Source organism: Pseudoalteromonas sp. SG45-5, assembly GCF_014164085.1.
Lineage (GTDB): Bacteria > Pseudomonadota > Gammaproteobacteria > Enterobacterales > Alteromonadaceae > Pseudoalteromonas > Pseudoalteromonas aliena.
The window spans coordinates 1-17,648 of record NZ_JACJEM010000034.1 but is presented as its reverse complement, the minus strand read 5'-3'; the positions used below and the strand labels follow the sequence as shown (position 1 = coordinate 17,648).

Annotated in this window: 20 protein-coding genes; 9 read left to right on the top strand and 11 right to left on the bottom strand. The window is 39.1% G+C overall.

Translation table 11 applies throughout. From position 1 onward, the window contains the following. Positions 1-1,365 carry a COG3014 family protein gene (locus tag H5119_RS12130; RefSeq protein ID WP_182702415.1) on the bottom strand — a complete coding sequence of 455 codons (1,365 nt, stop codon included), beginning with the start codon at positions 1,363-1,365 and terminating at the stop codon, positions 1-3. A 192-nt stretch (positions 1,366-1,557) separates the two neighbouring features. On the opposite strand from H5119_RS12130, the gene H5119_RS12125 reads away from it, so the two are divergent. The 4 genes from H5119_RS12125 to H5119_RS12110 all read left to right on the top strand — a co-directional run bounded on the left by H5119_RS12125 (position 1,558) and on the right by H5119_RS12110 (position 4,807). Next, positions 1,558-2,016 (top strand): hypothetical protein, encoded by a 459-nt coding sequence (locus H5119_RS12125; protein WP_182702414.1) that lies wholly within the window; start codon positions 1,558-1,560, stop codon positions 2,014-2,016. A gap of 286 nt (positions 2,017-2,302) precedes the next feature. Beyond that, positions 2,303-3,133: a DUF692 domain-containing protein gene (locus H5119_RS12120; RefSeq protein WP_182702413.1), complete on the top strand. Its 831-nt coding sequence runs from the start codon at positions 2,303-2,305 to the stop codon at positions 3,131-3,133. Continuing rightward, the gene (locus H5119_RS12115) at positions 3,130-3,903 is read left to right on the top strand and encodes a DNA-binding domain-containing protein (protein ID WP_182702412.1); all 774 of its coding nucleotides are present in this window, start codon (positions 3,130-3,132) and stop codon (positions 3,901-3,903) included. Before H5119_RS12120 ends, H5119_RS12115 begins: the two co-directional genes overlap by 4 nt. A 34-nt stretch (positions 3,904-3,937) precedes the next feature. Then, entirely contained in the window at positions 3,938-4,807 is an 870-nt protein-coding gene (locus tag H5119_RS12110; protein ID WP_182702411.1) for a DMT family transporter, read from the top strand. Positions 4,808-4,835: 28 nt separating this feature from the next. On the opposite strand, the gene H5119_RS12105 is transcribed toward H5119_RS12110, so the two are convergent. The 7 genes from H5119_RS12105 to H5119_RS12075 all read right to left on the bottom strand — a co-directional run bounded on the left by H5119_RS12105 (position 4,836) and on the right by H5119_RS12075 (position 11,490). Then, on the bottom strand, positions 4,836-5,522 hold the full coding sequence (locus H5119_RS12105; protein ID WP_182702410.1) for a M15 family metallopeptidase: 687 nt from the start codon (positions 5,520-5,522) through the stop codon (positions 4,836-4,838). Beyond that, positions 5,522-6,652, bottom strand: a complete 1,131-nt coding sequence (dapE, locus tag H5119_RS12100) for a succinyl-diaminopimelate desuccinylase (RefSeq protein WP_182702409.1) — start codon at positions 6,650-6,652, stop codon at positions 5,522-5,524. Before dapE ends, H5119_RS12105 begins: the two co-directional genes overlap by 1 nt. After that, positions 6,652-6,996: an ArsC family reductase gene (locus tag H5119_RS12095; RefSeq protein WP_182702408.1), complete on the bottom strand. Its 345-nt coding sequence runs from the start codon at positions 6,994-6,996 to the stop codon at positions 6,652-6,654. The genes dapE and H5119_RS12095 overlap by 1 nt, the downstream gene beginning before the upstream one ends. A gap of 4 nt (positions 6,997-7,000) precedes the next feature. Beyond that, positions 7,001-7,498 (bottom strand): PTS glucose transporter subunit IIA, encoded by a 498-nt coding sequence (locus H5119_RS12090; RefSeq protein ID WP_077537805.1) that lies wholly within the window; start codon positions 7,496-7,498, stop codon positions 7,001-7,003. 3 nt (positions 7,499-7,501) lie between these two features. Further along, positions 7,502-7,888, bottom strand: coding sequence for an ACT domain-containing protein (locus H5119_RS12085; protein WP_077537806.1), 387 nt, complete (start codon positions 7,886-7,888; stop codon positions 7,502-7,504). 232 nt (positions 7,889-8,120) lie between these two features. Next, positions 8,121-10,274, bottom strand: coding sequence for a phosphate acetyltransferase (gene pta, locus H5119_RS12080; RefSeq protein ID WP_182702407.1), 2,154 nt, complete (start codon positions 10,272-10,274; stop codon positions 8,121-8,123). A 1-nt stretch (position 10,275) separates the two neighbouring features. After that, positions 10,276-11,490, bottom strand: a complete 1,215-nt coding sequence (locus H5119_RS12075; protein ID WP_182702406.1) for an acetate kinase — start codon at positions 11,488-11,490, stop codon at positions 10,276-10,278. Between the two features lie 285 nt (positions 11,491-11,775). Between H5119_RS12075 and yfbV the strand changes: the two genes are divergently transcribed. Further along, on the top strand, positions 11,776-12,222 hold the full coding sequence (yfbV, locus tag H5119_RS12070) for a terminus macrodomain insulation protein YfbV (protein WP_077537808.1): 447 nt from the start codon (positions 11,776-11,778) through the stop codon (positions 12,220-12,222). 38 nt (positions 12,223-12,260) lie between these two features. Here yfbV and H5119_RS12065 read toward each other — a convergent pair whose 3' ends face one another. The 3 genes from H5119_RS12065 to xthA are packed head-to-tail and all read right to left on the bottom strand — an operon-like array spanning position 12,261 to position 14,517. Continuing rightward, positions 12,261-13,061 carry a putative RNA methyltransferase gene (locus tag H5119_RS12065; RefSeq protein WP_182702405.1) on the bottom strand — a complete coding sequence of 267 codons (801 nt, stop codon included), beginning with the start codon at positions 13,059-13,061 and terminating at the stop codon, positions 12,261-12,263. Next, positions 13,058-13,705: an energy-coupling factor ABC transporter permease gene (locus H5119_RS12060; protein WP_182702435.1), complete on the bottom strand. Its 648-nt coding sequence runs from the start codon at positions 13,703-13,705 to the stop codon at positions 13,058-13,060. The genes H5119_RS12065 and H5119_RS12060 overlap by 4 nt, the downstream gene beginning before the upstream one ends. A gap of 5 nt (positions 13,706-13,710) precedes the next feature. Continuing rightward, complete coding sequence (gene xthA, locus H5119_RS12055; RefSeq protein WP_077537810.1) at positions 13,711-14,517, bottom strand: exodeoxyribonuclease III; 807 nt, start codon at positions 14,515-14,517, stop codon at positions 13,711-13,713. Between the two features lie 239 nt (positions 14,518-14,756). Here xthA and H5119_RS12050 point away from each other — a divergent pair, with 239 nt between their 5' ends. The 4 genes from H5119_RS12050 to rluB all read left to right on the top strand — a co-directional run bounded on the left by H5119_RS12050 (position 14,757) and on the right by rluB (position 17,530). Beyond that, positions 14,757-15,188 carry an exonuclease III gene (locus H5119_RS12050; protein ID WP_138586070.1) on the top strand — a complete coding sequence of 144 codons (432 nt, stop codon included), beginning with the start codon at positions 14,757-14,759 and terminating at the stop codon, positions 15,186-15,188. Between the two features lie 212 nt (positions 15,189-15,400). Continuing rightward, positions 15,401-15,922 carry an EF-hand domain-containing protein gene (locus H5119_RS12045; RefSeq protein WP_182702404.1) on the top strand — a complete coding sequence of 174 codons (522 nt, stop codon included), beginning with the start codon at positions 15,401-15,403 and terminating at the stop codon, positions 15,920-15,922. 151 nt (positions 15,923-16,073) lie between these two features. Next, on the top strand, positions 16,074-16,664 hold the full coding sequence (gene scpB / locus H5119_RS12040; protein ID WP_077537813.1) for an SMC-Scp complex subunit ScpB: 591 nt from the start codon (positions 16,074-16,076) through the stop codon (positions 16,662-16,664). Further along, entirely contained in the window at positions 16,661-17,530 is an 870-nt protein-coding gene (gene rluB / locus H5119_RS12035; protein WP_077537814.1) for a 23S rRNA pseudouridine(2605) synthase RluB, read from the top strand. The genes scpB and rluB overlap by 4 nt, the downstream gene beginning before the upstream one ends. The last annotated feature ends 118 nt before the right edge of the window (positions 17,531-17,648 follow it).

The window sequence follows — 17,648 nt, the reverse complement described above, 5'->3', positions numbered from 1 at the left end:
CTAAAGTTGAACTACATGGTAGTTAAAGTAATTATTAACAGAGGTTAAGTAAATTAATGTTAACCTTTGCTTACTAACGGTAAAATTTATAGGTGCGTGTGTACCTACATATAATGAATGTACGCCCACGTTGAGTGTGTCACGGGCGACACTAATTTGATTCGGAAGCGTAAGCCAGCTACGAGTATCGGCTTGCTCAGATGCTAAATTATAAATATTGGCAAGTATATTACCTACATCACCAGCACTGCGTGCAAGCTCCGCACGCACCTTTTCTTTCGCAATTAAACGCAATACTTGACGGGCCACTTTTGCAGGTATTGCATCCTCTAATGTTTTTGCAGCCAGCGCCTCAATATGTACCAAAGGGCTAAGTGCTAAATTTTGTGTATCTATATTTATATTATTGACGCGACGAACATAGGCATTATCTTTGTACACAGGTATTGCTAGGCTGTAAAAACGCATATCGTCACGTGATGTATAAATTGGTAGACGTAATTTAAATTCATCTTGCTTTGGAACTAAACCTTGTTCAAATAAAACAATAACTTCGCCTTGATTTGCAGCCATGCTAGGTGCATCACTAAAACGTTGTTTAAACTCGTTTAAATCTTGCTCAAACCCTTGTTTTTTTGCAAGGCGCATTACGTCGCGTTGTAAATAAATATTATTTGGCTCAATTGCGAGTGCTTTTTTATAATCAATATAAGCATCGTCGTATTGTTTAGCGCTTTGATATAGCAAAGCAGATAAGTAAAAGGTATAAGCGTTTTGAAAGCCATTTTTTATCTTTCTCGTTATATTATTCATACTTGGATAGTGCCGTTGCGCTTCTTTTGCTATTGAATCAACGTCTTTATCATTTTCAACAAGCGCATCCACTTGTACCTTATTTGCTCGGCGAATTTCGACTAAAGCGCTTTCAACGTCGTTTTTATACACATAGTTAAGTGCTTTATAACTATGTAGCATGCTCATTTCGTAAGCGGGAGGGACGTAGGTAATAACTGAGTCGTTAGTAAATAATGCGTTACTTTGCTCAAGCCCTGCACTGACTTGTATTTTTGCTGCTGCACGCTTGCTCTGCATTTGTTTGTATACGTTTTCGAACTTGTTTTGTGCATCATCAGCGCGCTTAGCAAAATCATCTAAGCGTGCTTGCTCTAATTGATTAAGTAAATAACTACTGTGCGTGGTGTTATTTTTAGCAATAAGAGAGCGTGCTTCTTCGATATTATTATTCTCGATCGCGTTTCTTACTGGTGTCATTTGAGTTGCGTAGTCATTAAATAGATCACTAAAACCTATGGTGCTACAACCACTTAAAATAAAACTAAAGCTTAAAATAATACTGCGGCGCACTGAGCACTCCTTTTAATTTACGCTCATACATTAACATACTCTTATCGGTTAAATATGTGAAAGATTGTAAAAAATCGTAGAGTAAAGTTGGTGAACAAAACGTGAATTTTTAAATTTTTTATCAACTACACTGAAATAGTTATTTAGCTTTTGCGGTCTAGCTATTTGTTATATCACTCAGAGGAAATAAAAATGAAAAAGTTCACAGGTGCTGCAATGGCAGTAATGGTTGCGGGTTTAGTTGGTTGTAATGCGACTGAAACACAAACGTCTTCATCAAATACCGTTGCTAATAATACAGCAACAACCGATTTAGTTCATTGTTACGATGCTAATGTATGTGGCGGTCATAACGATTGTAAAACAGCCGAAAACGCATGTGCTGGTCAAGTATCTTGTAAAGGTACTGGTTTTGTAGCAATGCCTGCAAAAGCATGTGCTGACGTTGGCGGTAAGGTGAAAGATAAATGGGTTGGCGCAGTTACTAAAACTGATTTAGTACACTGTAATGATGTAAATGTGTGTGGTGGTCATAACGATTGTAAAACAGCTAATAATGCGTGTGCAGGTCATGCATCATGTAAAGGCACCGGTTTTGTTTCTATGCCAGCGAAAGCATGTGGCGATATTGGTGGCTCTGTAGACAGTTAATAGCTAATTATTAATAACTAACCTGAACTCTGGATAATAAATCTATCTCGAGCAGCTATTTTCAGTGCTAACTGCGTTGAATTTACTTGCAATAGGCCAGCTATTGACGCGTAAATTCGCCTTGTTTTCACTGAAAATCTCTGGCTAGAGAAAATAAATTTAAATATCACCATGATTCAATATGTTAGTAAATCTCTTAACCAGAGCTCAGGTTAATTAAAGTTATAAAATAAGCCTGAGTAACATATCAATTACAAATGTATTACTCAGGCTTTTAAGGAAGTATATGACGAACCGCTTTTTAGGTTTTGGCTTAGGCTTAAGAGCCCCACATTTTGAACAGATTATCGCACAACAACCACCTGTAGATTGGTTTGAAATCATTTCAGAAAACTATTTTGTTGCAGGGGGTAAACCTTGGCATTATTTAAATAAAATTAGAGCGGATTATCCAATTGTGATGCACGGGGTATCAATGTCTATTGGTAGTGTCGACCCGATTAATAAAGCTTATTTAAATCAGTTAAAAAACACAATTGAAAGAGTTGAGCCGCAGTGGGTGTCTGATCATTTATGTTTTACCCAAGTAGGGGGGATCAATAGTCACGATTTACTGCCAATGCCTTACACTAATGAAGCGCTGAATCATTTAGCAACTAAAATAGCGCAGGTGCAAGACTACCTTGGCCGTGAAATGATTTTTGAGAACGTGTCGAGCTACTTAACGTATAACGATTCACAAATGACAGAATGGGAGTTTTTAGCGCAATTACATAAGCAAACGGGCTGTAAATTTTTAATGGATGTAAATAATGTTTATGTAAGTGCACGTAATCACGATTTTAACGCAATGGATTATCTAGCAGCGATACCGAGTACTGCTATAGCGCAAATTCATTTAGCAGGGCATCAAGACTTTGGTACGCATATAATAGATACCCATGATGAAGATGTACCTGACGCAGTGTGGGATTTATATCAGCAGTATGCGCAAACGCTAAGCCCAACAAGCACCATGATTGAGCGCGATGATAATATAGGATCGTTAGATGAACTAATTAGCGAGCTTGAGCATGCTAAAACATTGGTAAAACCGTTTTGGAAAATGACGTCATGAGTGATTTAGCAAAGCTGCAACAACAGTTTATGGATTTACTGCAAGGTGAAAATTCGGATATTACCGAGCAAATTGCACAGCAAGGGCAGTTAAGTACACAGCAGCGGCTCTCTATTTATCAAAACGCTTATAAAATTCGCTTAAGAGCAGTGATAGAGCAAGATCACCAGCAGTTAGGTATTTACTTAGGTGATGATTTATTTGAACAAATGGTTGATGGTTATTTAGCCCTGTATCCTTCATCTCATACATCGCTACGAATTTTTGCAGATAAACTACCTGATTACCTAGCGACCCAAACTCCTTTTAAAAATTACCCCATACTAGCAGATATAGCCAAATTTGAACGCTTGTTGCTAAGTGCGTTTGATGCAAGTGACGCTGCATTGTTAGCGGTAGAATCCTTAGAAATGGTTGAACCGCTAGCATGGCCGACTTTAATATTAAACCTGCACCCCAGTGCTCAATTAGTAAAGTTTAGTACATCCGCTGTTGAAAGTTGGCAAGCAATAAAAGAAAAGCAAACCCCGCCAGATCCCCAATTATCAGCGCTGCGTTTTTGGGTTATAGCGCGTGATGCTGACAGGCGTACGCAATACGTAAGCGTTGATGAGCAAGAATACCGTCTATTAAATCTATTAAAACAAAAGACCCCCTTTGCACAGTTATGTCAATCCTGTTTAAATGAACTTCCTGGCGATAAAATCGCTGAGTTTTTAATTATTAAAGTTAATCAATGGCTTGAACGTGGTTGGTTAATAAGCGGTTAAATTTAAACAACGTTGTTCTTTTTAAGGATTTTTTTTGAAAGCCACCCTATACACAATTATTGCTTTAATAGCATTTGCTGCAAATTCTCTATTTTGCAGAATGGCATTAGCAGAAGGTTATATAGATGCTTGGAATTTCACCATTATTCGTTTACTCAGCGGCGCTGTGTGCTTGGGTATTATAATGGCTATTTATACGAGTAATTTAAAACGTAAAGGTAGGTTTAATCGCACTATTTTAGATGATAAAGGCAGCTGGCGAAGTAGTATTAGCTTGCTTGTTTATGCAATTTGTTTCTCTATAGCTTACGTAAAACTTGATACCGGTACGGGGGCACTTATTTTATTTTCGGCTGTGCAACTGACCATGATTGGCTGGGGGATTTATAAAAAAGAGCAATTAAGTGCCCTTCAGTGGTGCGCGTTTTTAGTTGCGTTAGGTGGTTTTTTGTACCTAATGTTGCCCTCTGCTGCAGTGCCATCTATTCTTGGTGCATCACTTATGGCGTTAAGCGGAATAGCATGGGGCATTTATAGCATTCGCGGAAAAGTGTGCGTATCGCCATTACGTACAACAGGTTTTAACTTTATAAGAAGCTTAGTTGCTATCCCTATTTTACTGCTGGTAGGCATGAGCCATTTACAAGATGTGAGCATTGAAGGGGTGTTACTTGCCTGCGCCTCGGGCGCGATAGCATCGGGTATGGGTTACAGTATTTGGTATGTGGCTATGCCATTACTCAAAAGTACGCAAGCTGCTGTTGTTCAGCTGTGTGTCCCCGTACTTGCAGCAATGGCGGGTGTGTTATTTTTATCAGAGCAGGTAACAATGGAGTTTACAGTAGCAAGCTCATTAATATTAGGCGCTGTACTTGTATTTATTTTAAATAAAAAGAAGGTTTAACGTCACTTAGGCAAAGCAGACCTTCTTTTTAGGGCGGACCAACGTTTGTTACAAAGCGTGTATATATAGCAGGTAAGTTATCAAGTATTGCCTGCTTACCCTGTAGTTCACTGTTTTTTATGCAGTCAAAAAATGCGTGTTCGTCAAGCCTATTCACTAATAGCTGTGATTGCTTAATATGGCTTATATGCCAAAGCTCTGGCGCTACGCCGCCTAAATCATGCTGGTAAGGGCGATAAAAACCATATTTAACTAAGTTAGCATCAAGCCAATTACTTAAAGGTGAAAATGGCCCGCCTAGTTGGTATTCATCGGGCGTTAGCTGTAGTTTGTAATCATCACTTACCGCAGCTTTATCAAACACATCTAAATCGGTGCCTAAATGATGCCTGCTTGCCCCAGGTAGTGCAGAGTAGAGCATTATCGCTATACATTTATCAATATCGCTTAGCTTAGTTAAATCTACAACTTCTTGCTGTTTATTAAAAACAGGTCGAATACCTAAAAACTTATTATTCCAAATAATTGACTGGCGTTCAAAGTCGCGAAAACTTGAGGCAATAGTAAGATCAAATCCCGCTTTTTTTGCTGCACTTTGTAGCGCTAAAAAGTCGCTAATAATAGCGCTGTGCAAGCGATGATTTTGTATATCAGTTAAATGTGTATCACTTTGACCTGTAATACACATTATTGGTGTTGGTTGAGTGGCATCCATTATGTTAAAAGTTGCTCTAATATTTGCTCGTAAATGTCGGTAAGGGCTATTAAATCATCGGTACTTACGCATTCATCTACTTTATGAATAGTAGCGTTACGTGGCCCTAGTTCAATTACTTTAGCACCTGTTTGCGCAATAAAACGTCCGTCAGATGTGCCACCTGTGGTTTCTAGGTTTGTGGTTAAACCGGTTACAGATTTAATAGCATTGACTGTGGCATCAACAAGGGGTCCGTGCTCGGTAATAAAAGGCAAACCATTTACTATCCAACTTAATTCATAATTTAAATTATGCTTTTGTAAAATGTCGTTCACTCGTTGTTGTAATTGCTCATGCGTTACTTGCGTGCTAAATCTAAAGTTAAACTGTATTTCTAGTTCAGCCGGGATCACGTTACCAGCACCTGTGCCGCCATTAATATTTGAAATTTGAAAGCTGGTAGCAGGGAAGTATTCATTTCCGTTATCCCACACCGTTTGGCTAAGCTCAGTAAGTGCAGGCGTGGCCAGATGAATTGGGTTTTGTGCTAAATGGGGGTAGGCAACATGACCTTGTACGCCTTTAACTGTTAAAAATGCGGTAAGTGAACCTCTTCGACCATTTTTAACCACATCCCCCAATTTATCGCGCGATGAAGGTTCGCCAACTAGGCACATATCGATTTTTTCACCGCGTGCTTCAAGGGTATCAATTACACGAGTCGTCCCGTTTACAAACGGACCTTCCTCGTCAGACGTAATTAAAAAAGAAATAGAGCCTTTATGATCTGGGTTTTTAGTAACAAAACGCTCGGTTGCTACAAGCATTGCGGCTAATGAGCCTTTCATATCGGCAGCGCCCCGGCCATGTAATAAACCGTCTTTTATTAATCCTGAAAACGGCGGATGTTGCCAATTTTTTTCAGGCCCAGTTGGCACTACATCGGTATGGCCTGCAAAACAAAAGTGCGGCGATTGTGTGCCTTTTCGAGCCCAAGTGTTTAATGTATCGGTGAAAAATAATGATTCAATATTAAAGCCAACCGCAGCAAGGCGCTCGTTCATCATTTGTTGGCAGCCAGCATCTTCGGGCGTTACTGATTGTCGTTGGATTAGTGCTTGGGCGAGTTTAATTACATCATTAGTCATTATTTAAAAATCTCATCGTATTGAGTGGCTTTAAATCCTAAATGGTAAGTGCCATTGTTTACCAGTACTGGGCGTTTGATCATTGCAGGTTGTTCAACTAACAGTGAAATAGCACTCTGTTTAGTCAGGCCTTGCTTTTGCTCATCAGTTAAAGCCCGATACGTAGTACCGCGCTTATTAACAAGCTGTTCCCAATCGAGTTGAACAGCAAAAGTACTAACCATTTTCTCGTTTACGCCGTCTTTGCGGTAATCATGAAAAGTGAATTCGATATTGTTGTCGGCTAAGTATTTTTTTGCTTTTTTTATCGTATCGCAGTTGCTAATACCGTATAGAGTGATCATAAATCTAGTTCTTCTTAATAATAGTTAATAGGGTGTCTTCGCCTGCTTTTACCTGCGGGTGAGAGTGATGAAACGTACCGAGATGATGGCCGTTTAGTAAAATTAAACTTGCAAGTAAAGGGCTGTCGAGCTCGCGTAAATCAAAATAAGCAAGGCGTTGGCCTTTGATTATTTTACTACCGTTAAGCTGTGCTATATGAGTATGCATTATCGATTGCGAATCGGGGATAGTTAAGTTAATTAAAATCTTTAAACCATTTTTAGCTTGTAATACAAACTCAGTACCTGCGTTTTTTACTTGTAATAAAGTGCCGTCGAACGGCGCTAAAATTTTATGATGTGTTAATTGCACCATTATACCAGGGCCCAATGTACCAAAACGAAACAAAGGCTCAGAGTGTTCATTAAGCTCAAGTACTTTACCTGAAAAAGGGCTGGTAATATTTATGGCATTTTTGGGGATTTTATTTTGCGCTATGTACTGTATTTTTTGAGCTTTCATGATTTATTCGACCACCACGTTGTAACCATCTTTTTTTAGCGCAGTAATAGCCAGAGGTACTGTTTGTTTTTTTACTAGTATGTAATCGGTATCGTAGGTCGAAATAGAAAAGATAGAAATTTTGGCACGCGCTAAAACACCTGAAATATTCGCCATAATTCCAGTTAACGAAAAGCCAAGTGGGCCAATAACTTCAAGAGCTTGCCAGTTTGGCTCTGTGTCTAAGCTGTCTATTTCAAAGTTACTCGGGCAGACAACCGATACTTCGTCATGGGTTTTAGAAATAAAAAATAACGGCAGTGTTAACAGTGCCGCAGGTATGTCGGTATCAACATCTAGACTGTGTATAGATAAAATGGTGCTGTGTAATTGTAATGTTTGTTTTGACATTAAAAACCTGCGAAACAGCAATATAGATAGCTTTATAGTATAGATCATTAGCTTTGAATTAAAGGTGTAACAGTAACTAACCTCATAGTAAGTGAGTAAATTCCCGAAGATAGAAAAACTTACCCACAATTTCTGTGGATAACTGTGGGGGTTGCGGGGTATAAATAGCCTAACTAGTTAATTATTAAATAAATAATAGCTAGGCTATAAAAAACACATGTTAATTCAACAGTTAATTATGTGTCTGCGCCTGTGCTGCTTGAATTGCAGTTAGGGCAATTGTATACACGATATCATCAACTAAAGCACCACGGCTTAAGTCGTTAACTGGTTTGCGCATACCTTGTAGCATAGGACCAATACTTATTAAATCCGCGCTACGTTGTACCGCTTTATACGTTGTATTACCGGTATTTAAGTCAGGGAATATAAATACGGTCGCTTTTCCTGCAACAGGGCTATTGGGCGCTTTTTTAAGAGCCACGTTTTCCATGATTGCGGCATCGTATTGCAGTGGGCCATCAATAATAAGATCAGGGCGTTTTTGCTGTGCTATTTTTGTCGCTTCGCGTACTTTTTCAACATCAGCACCGGTGCCAGAAGTACCGGTGCTGTAGCTGATCATCGCCACGCGTGGCTCTATACCAAATGCAGCGGCTGAGTCGGCTGATTGAATTGCTATATCAGCTAATTGATCGGCGTTTGGATCTGGGTTAATAGCACAGTCACCGTAAACTAATACTTGATCTGGCAGCAGCATAAAAAATACCGAGGAAACAAGCGACGAGCCTGGCGCCGTTTTAATTAACTGTAGAGGTGGGCGAATTGTATTGGCTGTGGTATTAACCGCACCCGATACTAAACCATCGACTTTACCTTGTTCTAGCATCATAGTGCCAAGTACTACGTTATCTTGTAGTTGTTCTTGTGCTACAACAGCTGTTAGGCCTTTGCTTTTGCGAATTTCGACCATAGGCGCTATATAATCATTAATGATGCTTTGAGGCTCAATAATACTTACGTGTTCGTTAAGCTCAATGCCTTGCTGCTCGGCAATACGCATTATCTCTTCACGATCGCCAAGTAATATGGTTTTAGCAATACCGCGTTGACCACAAATAGCAGCGGCTTTAATGGTGCGTGGCTCGTTACCCTCAGGTAGTACAACGGTTTTGCCTGCCTTACGTGCTTTATCGGTTAATAAATAACGAAATGCGGGAGGGGATAATTTGCGTGTTTTACCTACGTTTTTGGCTAATGTGTCTAGCCAATCAGAATCAATATGTTCAGCGTTATGATCTTTTACTTTTTCAATACGTTGGTCATCATCGCTGGGAACTTCCATATTAAAGTTATGTAGTAATAATGAGGTACGCCATGTATCAGCGTCAGTAGCGAGTATAGGCAAACCCGTTTGCATTGCTTGTTCACACAAAGCCATAATACGTGGCTCTGGTTCAAAGCCACCGGTAAGTAATATAGCCCCCAGTTTTGTACCATTCATTGCTGATAAGCATGCAGCTACGAGTATGTCTGAGCGATCGCCTGGTGTTACCAATAAGGCACCTGGGGTAAAGTAATTTAAAATATTTGACACTGTACGCGCACAAAAAGTAATACGACGCAGACGACGATGCAGCATATCGCCTTCGTTTATTATCGTTGCTTTTAAATACGCGCTTAAATCTTTTACGCGCGGTGCGACGAGGTCAAAATCCCACGGAATTGCACCAAGTAACATAAACGGGTTTTTTCTAAAAATAGGTAACGACGCTAAACGATTTAATTCGTTTTCAAGTTCTTCTGGTTTGTAGGTATCAACTAAATCGGCGCGCGCGCGGCCTTCTTCATCAAGTGGTGCATTTACTTTATTAAAAATACAGCCTAGTACGCGAGGGTGGTCAATACCGCCATAGTTACCGGCAGCAATCTCAAGGCGGTCCTCTATTTGTGTAATGCTGTAATTACCAGGGGTAAGTACAAATACAATGTCTGCTCCCAGTGTTTGTGCTATTTCGCGGTTTACGCGCCCAGCGTAAGGCTGACGTCGAGTAGGAACCATACCTTCAATGATGGCCACTTCATCATCGTTTATTTTGCTTTCAAAGCGCTCAACAATTTCTTCAAGTAGGTCGTCACCATTACCATCGCCAATCATTTGCTCTGCATAATCGAGTGCAAAAGGTGTGGGTGGGTTAATAGGAGATCCTTGGGTAACTATTTGCGTTGATTTTTCAGGACCTGTTTCACCCGAGCGAGGCTGTGCAATTGGTTTGAAAAAATTCACTTTCACTGTTTTTTGTTCAAGAGCACGCACTAAACCAACAGAGACAGAAGTTAAACCAACACCTGTAGATACAGGGATTAACATAATACGACGTGCCATATTAAAGCTCCTTGGCTATGTTTGCAGCATCAAGCGCAATAACCCATTCTTCATTTGTAGGCATGACTACAGCTTTACTACGTGCCTGTGAAGAACTAACTATGCCTTCTTGGCCAAAGCGAGCATTAAGATTGGCTTGTTGATCGCAATCAACACCTAAAAAGGCAAGTTGGGAGATTACTTTTTCGCGGATAATATCGGAGTTTTCACCAATACCACCGGTAAAAATAATCGCATCAAGGCGTTGTAGTGGCACCATATAAGCAGCAATCTGTTTTGAAAGACGATAGCAAAACATATCAAGCGCGAGTATTGCTTTTTTATTACCGGCAACAGCTGCTTCTTCAATTGTGCGGCAATCATTAGAAAGCTCGCTGATACCTAATAAACCACTTTTTTGATTGAGTAAGTTGTCTATTTGCTGTGCGGTGTAATCGAGCTGCGTGGTTAAAAAGTTAAACAGACCGGGGTCTATATCACCACTACGCGTGCCCATCATGAGGCCCTCTAGTGGTGTTAATCCCATACTTGTATCAACACTTTGACCATTTTTTATTGCACATACGGAGCAACCATTCCCAAGGTGAGCACTAATAAAGTTACTTTTTTCAATTGGTTGATTAAGTAGCTTTGCAGTTTGTCCTGCAACATAAAAGTGACTTGTGCCATGAAACCCATAACGCCTAACGCCAAATTCTGTATATAACTTATATGGCAGTGCATAAAGGTAAGCTACTTCATTCATTGTTTGATGAAACGCAGTATCAAATACAGCTATTTGTGGTAAACCTTCGAACGATGCCTGTGCAGATGCGATGCCTAATAAATTAGCATGCCCGTGCAGCGGCGCAAGTGTTGCAGCTTGTGTAATACCCGCAATGACCTTCTCGTCAATCAATACCGATTGTGTAAAATGCTCGCCGCCGTGCACAACACGATGACCCACAGCAATAAGTTGCTCATCTAAGTTATGATCTTTTATTAGGCTTACTAACGTATCTATAGCCTCAGCATGGGCTTGCTCCGCTGCCAAGTTAATGACTGTTTTAGCGCCGTTAAATTTATATTTTATAGAAGGAGTTGCTGCACCTAAGCGCTCTGCCAAACCCGATATGATTTCGTGGCCTGTGTTTGCATCAATAATGGCAAATTTTAAGCTGGAGCTACCACAGTTTAGTACTAAAACGTGTTGTGACTTAGGGGAAGTTGTTGGCATAAATTCATTTCCATAAACAAAATTTAGTAAGTGCACGTGAAACATTAATCGTTACACTTAGCGTGATAAATAAGGCTAAAACATTTAATTAAGCTAAACTAAAATGTAGCTGAATCAATGCGTAATATTTTACCCCAGTTACGGAGTTTAGTTTAGTGTTTTGCACACTTTGACAGCAAAATTAAGCACTTTTACTGATAAAGTAAAAGCCTTTAGAATTGTGTTACACTTTAGAGATAACCCATTTAGTATTGTGTTTTAATAGAGTCACTGTGAGGAGTCATGATGCAAAAAAGTGTGATGTCACAAGTACAAACAGGGCGGTTGTACGCAAAACAATGGCCAATGAGAAAAGAATTAGCACCTCTATTTATCGAGTTTAAGGTTATTAAAGCCACTGATCTTGCGATCACAGTTATGCCCATTTTAGCCATGCTTACGTTGTTTTTTCAGATAAATTATTTAGGGCCAGATTTTTTACCGCAAGCTATTGCAAGTGCTTTATTTTTTATATCGTTACCGTTGCAAGGCTTATTGTGGCTAGGTAAACGCGCGCAAACGCCTTTAGAACCAGCTATGCAAAGGTGGTATAACGATCTTTACACAAAAATGCTTGCCAATGGTTATCAAACACAGCTAAACGAAAAAAAGCCTCGTTATCTGGAGCTTGCAAATCTTTTAAAAGACATGTTTGATAAAATGGATAAAGCGTTTACTAAAGAGCAATTTTAGAGGTTGTTAAACTTACGCCTAAACAACCTCAAATTTGATTATGCAGTTTTTGTAAACTGCGTAATGTAAAATGACAAGGTGACAGTATGCTCACCTTTTTCTTCGAGTAACTTCCAGTGTTCAGGTCTGAATTTCCACGCAAATGGTGTCATCATAATCAGGTTCTTTACGTCGTTAAAATTAAGCGTTACCTGCTCAGTTAGCAGTATTTGCTGTGCTTGAACAAATCCACTTGGGGTATCTATTTGAGTATGTTCATTAACGTTTTCGTAAATATAATTTTTTAATTCTTTTAAGTGCCAAGGCCCTGGACTTGCAACAATCAGTGTTGCTCCAGATTTAGCAAGTCTAGCCTGTTCTTGTTCAAATAAAGGAGCAAACACACTCACTAACACATCGGCGAACTGGTTTTCAAATGGTGCCTGGCTAATTGATGCAACACTAAATTGACAATTATCATAACGCTTTGCAGCATATTTTATTGCTGACTTTGATATATCTACACCATACACATTAGCGTTTGTTTTATTCGCCAGTGCATGCGTGTAAAAACCTTCCCCACACCCTAAATCAATAATATTGCCTGCATCTAATGTGCTAACTATGTTACCCAGTGCGTGTTGTAAAAAGCGGTAATAACCGCGCTCTAAAAATGTGCGTCTGGCTTGTACCATTTCTAATGAATCGCCTGGCTGCTTAGAGTTTTTCTGCTGTACAGGTAATAAATTGATATACCCTTCTTTTGCCAAGTCAAAACTGTGTTTATTTTCGCAGCTAAGCGTGTTGTTCGTTTTTGTAAGCATGTTGCTGCACAAGGGGCAGCGATATTCAAGACTCATGAGTCTAGGTAGTCCTTATCATAAAAAGTTTTTACCCAATGTGGGCGATAAGTGATCATTATAGTAATGGCCATTCCATTTAGCATGGCTTCAGGAAACCAAATTATGGCACTTAAATATACATAGTTATCAGCGAGCTCTTGCCAATTATATTGCCCAATAGCTAAGTAAAATAAGGCACCCAAGCTTATTTTTAGACATGCTATGAATCCTGCAGTAATAAAAGCACAGACAAATATATAAACAAAAAAGTGACGAGGTAAATAATGATAACTAACAATAAAAGCTAAGTAGCTAACTATTATAGGTATGAATGCATTAATAAGTATTTGCACCGCGAGTAATTCAAGCTCAATAAGCCCAAAAGCGAATAGTAACGCAGTTGCAAGCAAACTACTTAAAATAGCCAAGCGCCAACCCAGAATTAAAGTGGCTGCGGTTACGCCTAAAATATGTAAATCTAGGCCTGTTAGTATCCCAGCTTTGATCCGCCATAATAGTGCAAAGACCAGCGCACAAGCAAGTACACCCGTTTGTCGAACGGGTGTAGCAAAAAGCGCTTTATAGGTCGCTTTATCAAAACTGAGTAAACTAATTATTATTACTAGGACCCAAAGCAACCCTTGTAATTGTACGCTCAACATCATAGTTATTTAAACGTTGACCAAATTGGTGCGTGATCTGACGGTTTATCAATGCCGCGTAGTTCGTAATCAATTCCAGTTTCAATACAACGAGCTGACAAGTCGTTAGTTGCAAGCACCACATCAATGCGCAAACCTCGGTTATCTACAAATCCTTTTGAACGATAATCAAACCACGAATATTGATCGTCTGTATCAGGGTTTTGCTCTCTAAAGGTGTCTTTAAAGCCCCAGTTAAGTAGTGTAGCAAGCCATTCACGCTCCACGGGTTGAAAAGAACATTTACCCGTTTTTAACCAACGTTTTGCGTTTACATCGCCAATCCCAATATCTAAATCGGTTGGAGATATATTGATATCGCCCATAACGATAACATCTTGATCGGGTGTATGGTTTGCTTCAAGGTGAGTCATTAAATCTCTATAAAACTGACGTTTATAAGGGAATTTAGTTTCATGATTAATATTGTCGCCTTGTGGGAAATAGCCATTCATTACGGTTAAATCACGGCCGTTTTCTTGCTCCACGGTAACGCTGATCATACGTTTTTGTGATTCTTCAGTATCTGTGGCAAAACCTTTTAAGACTGATTTTGGCTCTTTTTTGCATAACATAGCTACGCCGTAATGTGCTTTTTGACCATGGTAATACACGTGATACCCCATTTTTTGTACATCTTCTAACGGGAACGCTTCATCATGAACTTTAATTTCTTGTAAGCCAATCACGTCTGGTTGATGTTTATCAATAATAGCTTGTAACTGGTGAAGACGAGCACGCAGGCCATTGATGTTAAAAGAAATCACTTTCATTGGATTTGCCTTAAAATTAGTTCGATTTAATACGTCAAATTGTATCAGTAAATACGCTTACATAACATGACTGAAATGAGAAAATAGCTGCGCAAATGTTGTGCAATTGGTGTTTAAAGTTTAAACATTGTTAATGTTTTATTAATTTGTAAAATAAATAAAAAATTCAATTGCTATGTAGATTATTGGTCATATAATGCGCGAAATTATTTAGCAACCTCGTTCAAATAGGAACTCTCATGAAAACACAATTAATTCTAGCTGCAGCACTTTTAGTATCAACAACTGTTTCTGCACAAAGTAATTCGTATTTTAGTAAAGACAATAAAATTGAATCTAAATTATGTGTACTAAGTGCAAATGAGGGTTTTACAGCCGCTCGTAAAGTAGCGGCTCAGCATGGTGTATTTTTATCACGCTTTTCATCAAGCATCTTGTGTAATGGTGAAGATATTCGTGATATAGCTAAAAAAGAAACAGCCAGTAAAGTAACTAAAGCTAAGGTTGAGGTATTTGCTAAAGATGCTCAACAAGAAACACAATTATGCCTTACAGCTTTAAAACAAGGGCTAGCACCAGTTCGTCAAAAGCTAGGTAATGTAGATTCGTTAAAGTGTAATGGGCAAACAGTCACTGAATTTGTTAAGCGTTATCAAAATGCCGCTATTTAATCGCTAAAGACTTAAAAAGTGCTCGGTATTTTTACCGAGCTTTTTTTTGTAAAAATTACAAGGTGTATTGAAAAGTCTGCAGAGGTGATGTGATAAAATAGCTTCTCTCGAAGATAATGAATATGCATGCAATTGATTTAATTGCACTTTTTATTTTGGCATTAGACTTGTATTAATTAAACTGACATTTATTAATTACAAGGATACGTCTTATGAAAAAGTTAACATTAGCAGCAACAATTTTAGCATCATTGAGCCTAGCAGCTTGTTCTTCAAATCAAGGTCTTGATAAAATAGGCAGCGATTTTGCAAGTCTGGACAATGACAGCGATGGTTATATTTCAAAAGTCGAAGCAGATGACGATAACATCTGGGAACATTTTTCAAATATTGATACCAATATGGACAATGAAATCAGCCGTAAAGAGTTTAGCGCTTACATGCAACTAAATGCCGGTAAAGTTGCGACTGATAGTGATGTGAGCGAGTCGGCATTTAAAGCCGATATTGCTAAATTTGATAAAATTGAAAGTAGTTTTGCAAGTTTAGATAACGACGAAAATGGTTATATTTCAATCGTCGAAGGTAATGACGATGATATTTCAAATCATTTTGGTTATATGGATAAAGATAAAGATAAACGCGTTAGTAAAAGCGAGTTTGTCGGTTATATTGAAAAGTACGGCAGCGCCGTGGCTGAAGATGACGCACTTGAGTCACTTAAACGCAGCTAATTTTTGCTGTTAGATTAATCAAGTTAGAAGCCAGTGATTTTCACTGGCTTTTTTGTGTCTTTAATTTAACTATTTGATAGATATATTTTCCTAGTTTGGTGTTGTTCTGTCATAATAGATGGCTGTGTATTTTTATTTGTTAAGAGTGTTTATGGCGGGTCGGCGAATTAGTGATGAGCAATTAGTTGAGATCATTGAAGCGGCGATTTTTGTTGCAGATAAACCGGTTAGTAAGCGTCATCTTAAAGACGTTGTATTAATGGATTTAGCTGTATCTATGGCGCAAATAAATAATGCAATTGATACAATACAAATACATTTTCAAACTCGTGGTATTCGCTTAGTTGAAGTGGGCAGTGGGTATCGTTTTCAGGCATGCAATAGTCTAAGTCCTTGGCTAAACAACCTTTGGCAGGAACGTGCGCCTAAATACTCACGTGCTTTGCTAGAAACATTATCGCTTATTGCTTACAGGCAGCCTATTACACGCGGCGAAATTGAGCAGGTAAGGGGTGTTACTACGGGTTCGAATATTATTAAAACCTTACTCGAAAGAGAATGGGTTAAAGTGGTAGGGCATAAAGAAGTTCCGGGTAAGCCGGCTTTATATGCAACTACTAAACAATTTTTAGATTATTTTTCGTTAACTGGTTTAGACAATTTACCAGCGTTGCCAACAGAGCAGCAAAGTAAGATTAACCAGTTATTAAGTGATCCTTCTGTGAGAGAACCATCCGAATGAGTATACAAGGTGAAAAGTTACAAAAAGTCCTAGCCCGTGCAGGGGTAGGCTCACGCCGTGAAATGGAAAAATACATTGATGGAAACCGCGTTAGTGTAAATGGTAAAGTCGCAAAGTTAGGCGACCGTGTTGAAGAGACCGATTTAATTCGCGTTGATGGACACACAGTAAAAATTGAAGAAAAAGCAGATAGAATTTGCCGTGTTATTATGTATAACAAACCAGAAGGTGAGTTAAGCACACGCAAAGATCCTGAAGGTCGCCGTACTGTATTTGATCGACTTCCTCGCATTGATGGCGATCGTTGGATTGCAGTTGGCCGACTTGATGTTAATACGTCCGGTTTAATGCTGTTTACGAATGATGGTGAGCTTGCAAACCGTTTAATGCACCCAAGCTACGAAGTTGAGCGTGAATACTCAGCGCGTGTGTTTGGCGAGGTAACAAACGAAACCCTGAAAAATTTAATGCGTGGTGTTGAGTTAGAAGATGGACCTGCCAAGTTTACTAGCGTAAAGCCTATGGGTGGCGAAGGTGTAAACCGCTGGTTTAACGTAACGTTAAACGAAGGTCGTAACCGTGAAGTTCGTCGTTTATGGCAATCACAGGATGCTGAAGTATCTCGTCTTATTCGTATTCGTTACGGAAAGTTAGAGCTAGACAAGCGCGTACCACAAGGTGGCTGGATAGAGTATGACTTAGAAACAGTTAACTATTTACGTAAAACTGTTAAATTAGGCCGTGAAACACAAACCAAACTTTCAGTTATGCCAGAAAAGCGCAAAGATAAACGCGCTAAAATCAATCAGATCCGTAAAGCAGTTAAAAAACATAATCAACGTGTTAAGCCGACTAAACGTAAGTAACCTGAACTCTGGATAATAAATCTATCTCTAGCAGCTATTTTCAGCGCTAACTGCGTTGAATTTACTTGCAATAGGCCAGCTATTGACGCGTAAATTCGCCTTGTTTTCACTGAAAATC